At 59.9% G+C, this 5,568-nt stretch carries 3 protein-coding genes; all 3 read right to left on the bottom strand.

What is annotated here, in order from left to right; translation table 11 throughout:
- On the bottom strand, window positions 1-1,270 hold a 1,270-nt coding region (locus tag PMI29_RS06525; protein WP_008001946.1), incomplete at its 3' end, for a di-heme oxidoreductase family protein.
- A gap of 295 nt (window positions 1,271-1,565) precedes the next feature.
- Complete coding sequence (locus tag PMI29_RS06530) at window positions 1,566-2,912, bottom strand: imelysin family protein (RefSeq protein ID WP_008001945.1); 1,347 nt, start codon at window positions 2,910-2,912, stop codon at window positions 1,566-1,568.
- Between the two features lie 243 nt (window positions 2,913-3,155).
- Complete coding sequence (locus tag PMI29_RS06535; protein ID WP_008001943.1) at window positions 3,156-5,207, bottom strand: putative bifunctional diguanylate cyclase/phosphodiesterase; 2,052 nt, start codon at window positions 5,205-5,207, stop codon at window positions 3,156-3,158.
- Window positions 5,208-5,568: the final 361 nt, after the last annotated feature.

Raw genomic sequence — 5,568 nt, 5'->3', positions numbered from 1 at the left:
CCGCCTGTGTCAGGCCGATACCCCACAACGGCGGGGTGCGCCATTCACGGCCACTGGCCTGGAACTCGGTACGGTTGTCGGCCAGGCCGTCGCCCATGTCATGCAACAGCAGATCGCTGTACGGGCGAATGACTTGATTGGCCAGTTCAGGTTCGGCAGCGTTGGCGGCGGTGGTGTATTTCGGTGTGTGACAGGACTGGCAACCGGCCTGATAAAACAGGGTCTTGCCGGCCAGCACTTCAGGGGCGTTAACGTCACGACGGGCCGGTACGGCAAGGTTGCGGCTATAGAACAGCACCAGACGCAGAATGTTGTCGCTGACTTCCGGATCGCCATTCGGGCCGTTGCCACTCGGTGCCTGCTTGCAGGCCGTTTGCGCGTCCGTGCAGTCATCAAAGGGTCTCAGGCTGGTCGTGAGGCCCATATCACCCGAAAACGCGTGAACATTTTGTTGATTGAGGTTCGGTTGTCCGGATTTCCAGCCAAATCGTCCCAGAACGGTCTTTTGCCGGGCGTCATCCCAGACCCGGTTCGGTCGTCCGCTGATGCCGTTTTCCGCCTTGGCCTGTGCCTCGGCGTTGGCCAGGATCGCCTCGTCGGGGATCGCTTCGAGCAGGCCCAGGCCAATCATCGGCGGCGCAACACGGGCCGAGAAACGGGTGTCGGGGTGCATGGGGCCGTAGCCCAGCTGGGTGATGTTCAGGCTCGGTTTGCGCAGCTCGATTTCAGTACCGTCCTTGAAGCGAACCGGCACGGCGGTGTAATCGACCCGCACTTTGCCTTCGGGGGCCACACCGGGTACGGCCATGTCCTGGAACTGACCGCCGTAGACGGGCTCAGGCACCACGCCGATCTGCTCGATGACCTTGGCATACGCCGGGGCGTCGGGAATCGACAGGCGCACCAGCATCGACACGGCATTTACGTCGTTGGGCGCTGGCGGGTGGCCGCGGCCGTCCTTGATGTGGCAGCCCTGACAGGCATTGGTGTTGAACAGCGGGCCGAGGCCATCGCGAGCGGTCGTCGTCGATGGGGCGATCACCCAAGGGCTGCGGAAGAAACTGTTGCCGACGCTGAAATCCACGCGCCGTGACGGCGGCAGATTCGCCGAGGGCATGGAAAACGCGTTCTGATCGGTCTTGCGCACCGTCGCACTGCCGCCGGAGCGGGCTTCACCAGGTTCGGCCCGGGTGAATTTCGGGGCGTCATCGCAGGCACTCAGGCCCAGGGCCAGAAACAGTGCGGACAAGCGAAGAGGCAGCGGGGGCATCAGACATCCTGCAAGACGAGCAAAACAAGGGCGCAAAGTCTAACAGGGGATGGGAATTTGAATAAGAGGAATTATCGTTTGCTTGATGTGGGGCAGAGTTTATCTGCACACCACGATCCCCTGTAGGAGCGAGCTTGCTCGCGATGAATGTTCAGGCTACGCATTTTTCCAGACAGGACGCGTCACCGTTAACGTCCATCGCGAGCAAGCTCGCTCCTACAGGGGGAGGCTCATTCGGGCAGATATGAAAAAGGCGACCCGAAGGTCGCCTTTTTACTCACTCAGCCAGCGTTGATCAGAATTCGTGATCAGCGTTGTCCGGGTTCAGGTCGTTGATGCCCAGTTTGCCAGCGGCGGCTTCGATCGAACCGGTCTGCTTGACCAGGGAAGCGATGGCGTCACGGACGATCTGGTTGCCAGCGGTATTGCCGGCAGCGATCAACTGGTCGTAGTGCTCACCCTTGTTGGCGTGGTCAACCATCACCTGAATCTTGGCTTCGGTGGCGGCCAGGTCTGCCTTCAGCGCGGTGTCGGCAGCCGGGTCGGCCTTGGCCACCAGGGACGACAGGCTGGCGCCGGTCATTTTGCTGCCGTCTACACGGGTGTACTCGCCCAGGTACACGTTACGAATGCCCTTGGCATCGTAGAAGTGCGAGTTGTGGGTGTTGTCGCTGAAGCAATCCTGTTCGTCTTCCGGGGAGTTGGCTTCCAGGGAAACCTTCATGCGCTCGCCCGCCAGTTCGCCCAGGGACAGGCTGCCCATGCCGAACAGCATTTTGCGCAGGCCGGACTCAGCCGGTTCCGCTTCCAGGGTGGCGCGGTAGTTGTCGGCCACGTTCGGCTTCCAGTTGCCGACCATTTCTTCCAGGTCGCTGACCAGCAGTTGGGTCACGGACTTCAGGTAGGCACGACGACGGTCGTTGTGACCGCCGGTTGCACCTTTGCCTTCCAGGTAGTCCGACGCCGGACGGTTGCCGGCGCCAGGGCCGGTGCCGTTCAGGTCCTGGCCCCAGAGCAGGAATTCGATGGCGTGGTAGCCGGTGGCGACGTTGGCCTCGGAACCACCCAGCTCGTTCAGGCTGGCGAGTTTTTCCGGGGTGATGTCTTTGACATCGACCTTGTCTTCGCCGATCTGAACTTCGGTGTTGGCGATAATGTTGGCAGTGGCACCCGGGTTGCCCAATGCGTGTTCGTAGGACTTGTCGACGTAGTCGATCAGGCCTTCGTCCAGCGGCCAGGAGTTCAGCTGACCTTCCCAGTCGTCAACGATGGTGTTGCCGAAGCGGAACACTTCGCTCTGCAGGTAAGGCACGCGAGCGGCGACCCAGGCAGCCTTGGCGGCTTTCAGGGTGTCGGCGTTCGGCTTGGCGAGGAAGGCATCTACGGCGGTTTGCAGGGTCTTCGCGGTGGATTCGGCATCGCTATAAACGGCGAAAACCATGTCGGCGTAATGGGCGACAACGGCTTTGGCGGCGGCTTCGTCGACTTTACCGGCAGCGGCAGGCGCAGCGGCTGGAGCCGTCGCAGTGCTGGCAGCTGGCGCAGGCGCGGCAGCTTTTTCTTGGTCTTTACCTTCGCCGCAACCGGCGAGGGAAATAGCGATGGCCAACAGACTGGCGGTAGCCAGAGGCATACGAATCATGGCGAACATCCTGCTTCGATAAGGGGTGGAGTCGTGCTATGCACACGCAAAACTGCGACATAATGCAAATCTTTCGCATTATGTGTAAAGGGTTGTAGCTGGAAATATTTCTTATTCAGGAAGTGTGGCTCGCAACCCTGTAGGAGCGAGCTTGCTCGCGATGAACCTGAGAACAACGCGCTCATCCAGAATCAACGCGTTATCGTTCACGACCATCGCGAGCAAGCTCGCTCCTACAGAGGGTTACAAAATAGCCGCGTTACTGCGTTGGGCCTGCTTGAGGTATAGGCCCAGTTCCCGTGCCGGCAACGGCTTGCTGTAGTGATAGCCCTGTCCTTCGTGGCAGCCTTCGGAGATGATGTAGGCCTCTTGCTCGGCGGTTTCCACGCCTTCGGCAATCACCTGCATGCCCAGACTCTTGCCCAGCTGGATGATGGCCCGAACGATAGTCGCATCGTCGTCGTCATCGAGCAGGTCCTGGACGAAGCTCTTGTCGATCTTGATCTTGTCCAGCGGCAAGCTCTTCAGATAGCTCAAGGACGAATACCCGGTGCCGAAGTCATCGATGGCGATCAGCGCGCCGGAGCGGCGCAGGCTGAGCAAGTGCTGGGCTGCGGTGCTGATGTCTTCCATCAGGCCGGTTTCGGTGACTTCCAGCTCCAGGCTGCGTGGCGGCAGGCGATACATCTGCAGCAGGTTGTTGACCACCCGCGGCAGTTCGGCGTGGTGCAATTGAACCGTGGACAGGTTCACCGCCATGCGCAGGTCACTGAAACCCTGGTCATGCCACTCGCGTAATTGTTTGCAGGCCTGGTCCAGCACCCATTCGCCAATGGCAATGATGGTGCCGTTCTGTTCGGCCAGCGGGATGAACAGGTCCGGTGGCACCATGCCGTGCTCGGGGTGTTGCCAGCGAATCAGGGCTTCGACGCCCACCACGCGGTTGTCGCGATAGCTGATCTGCGGCTGGTAGACGAGGTAGAACTGATTGCGTATCAGGGCGTCGCGCAGGTCCTTTTCCAGCTCGCGGCGGCGGCGCATTTCGGTGTCGACGCTGGCGATATAGAACTGATAGCGGTTGCGCGAGCGGGTCTTGGCCAGCGTCATGGTCTGCTCGGCCTTTTGCAGCAATTTCTCGGTGCTGTCACCGTCCTCGGGGAACAGGGTGATGCCGATGGTGGCGCGCAGGCGGATCTCCTGATGGTCGAGGGCAAACGCCGCTTCCAGGTCATCGAGAATGCTTTGCGCCAGCTCGGCAGCTTCGTAGGGCTGCTCGATATCGGCCTGGACCAGGGCGAACTGGTCGCCACCGAGTCGGGCGAGGGCGCCCAGGCGACCGCTATGACCGCGCAGGCGATCGGCCAGGGCCAGCAGCAACTGGTCGCCAGTCTGGTAACTGAACTGCTCGTTGATGCCCTTGAAGTCATCGAGGCCGACACACAACACCGCGACCCGGCGCTGTAGCCTGCCGGCGTCGATGAGGATCTTGTCCAGTTGCTGCTGCAATTGCTGCCGGTTCGGCAGTCCCGTCAGGAAATCGTACTGGGACATGCGCAACAGGCTGTTTTCCGCTTCGTGGCGCAGATGGGTATTGCGTTCGATGGACTCGAGCAACTGGTTGGCGGTGTTGATCCAGATGCCCAGTTCGTTTTTCTCGTGCCCCTTGAGCAGCGGAATCTTGTGTTCGCTGGGACGATCAGGATTGATTTCCGTGAGGTGCTCGATGATCCGCGACAGCGGCTTGGTCAGCAGCCAGTGATAGACCAGATACAACACCAGCCCCATGGCGAGCGCGCGCAGTACGCCGGAAATGAAGATGATCACCGAGCTGACGATGAACCCTTGGCCGTAGGTGGCGGTATCGAGGGTGATGCTCAGGTCGCCGTAATATTCGCTGTAAGGCCCGCGACCGACCAGTTGGGTGGTGAAGGTGCGCTCCTTGCCAAGAATCAGGTCGGTCAGCCAGCGGCTGTGGGAGTGCTGCAGCTCGCGGGTTTTTTGCGCGAGCATGGCTTCGTTGGGATGGCCGATGGAAGCCTGGCGCACGGCGGCGTCCTGAAACAGGCCTTCGATCACCTGCATGCCCATTTCCCGGTCCAGGCTGTAGACGGCCTGGGTCGAGGGGTCGCGAAACATGTCGAGGATGCGCTCGGCATCGCTGGCGACGGCCTGACGTGTTTTATAGGCATCGAACACAATCTGCGCGCAGCTCAAGACCACGCCGACGATCAATGCCGACAGGAGCACGACCCGAAGCAACTTCACCGACAAGCTGTTCTTGAGTTCCAGCTTCAAAGGGTTATTCCTTGTTCCGTGCGGGTAGCATCAAGTTGCCATGAGTATTGGCAATCCCGTGATGGCAGTCAAAGGGACAATCATCCTTGGGGGATTTTGCCTGCAGCTTGGCTGATTTGCAGTTGTCTTGATGAGTTAGCCTATTAGCACTGTGTCGGTTGTCGAGTCCTTCAACTTGAGGGGTGAGGGTGGAGATATTTTCCTTTTGTTTGATGTTAGTCGTCGTGGACGGGGGAGCAAGGGTCGGAAGGATTGTTTCATCGTTGGAAAATGCCTTGGATTCTGTAGGTTGTTTTGGAACTTTAACGGAGTACATATCCATTTCTTCGGTAACGGCGGCTTATGGTTTCGCCCTTACGGC

Source organism: Pseudomonas sp. GM49 (genome assembly GCF_000282355.1).
Taxonomy (GTDB): domain Bacteria; phylum Pseudomonadota; class Gammaproteobacteria; order Pseudomonadales; family Pseudomonadaceae; genus Aquipseudomonas.
Note: the sequence above shows the minus strand (reverse complement) of the source record. Positions and strands in the feature narration are given on the sequence as shown.

What these genes read in the sequence shown, in the direction of transcription:
- PMI29_RS06530 (WP_008001945.1), bottom strand. Translation starts at nt 2,912, where the DNA reads ATGATTCGTATGCCTCTGGCTACCGCCAGTCTGTTGGCCATCGCTATT.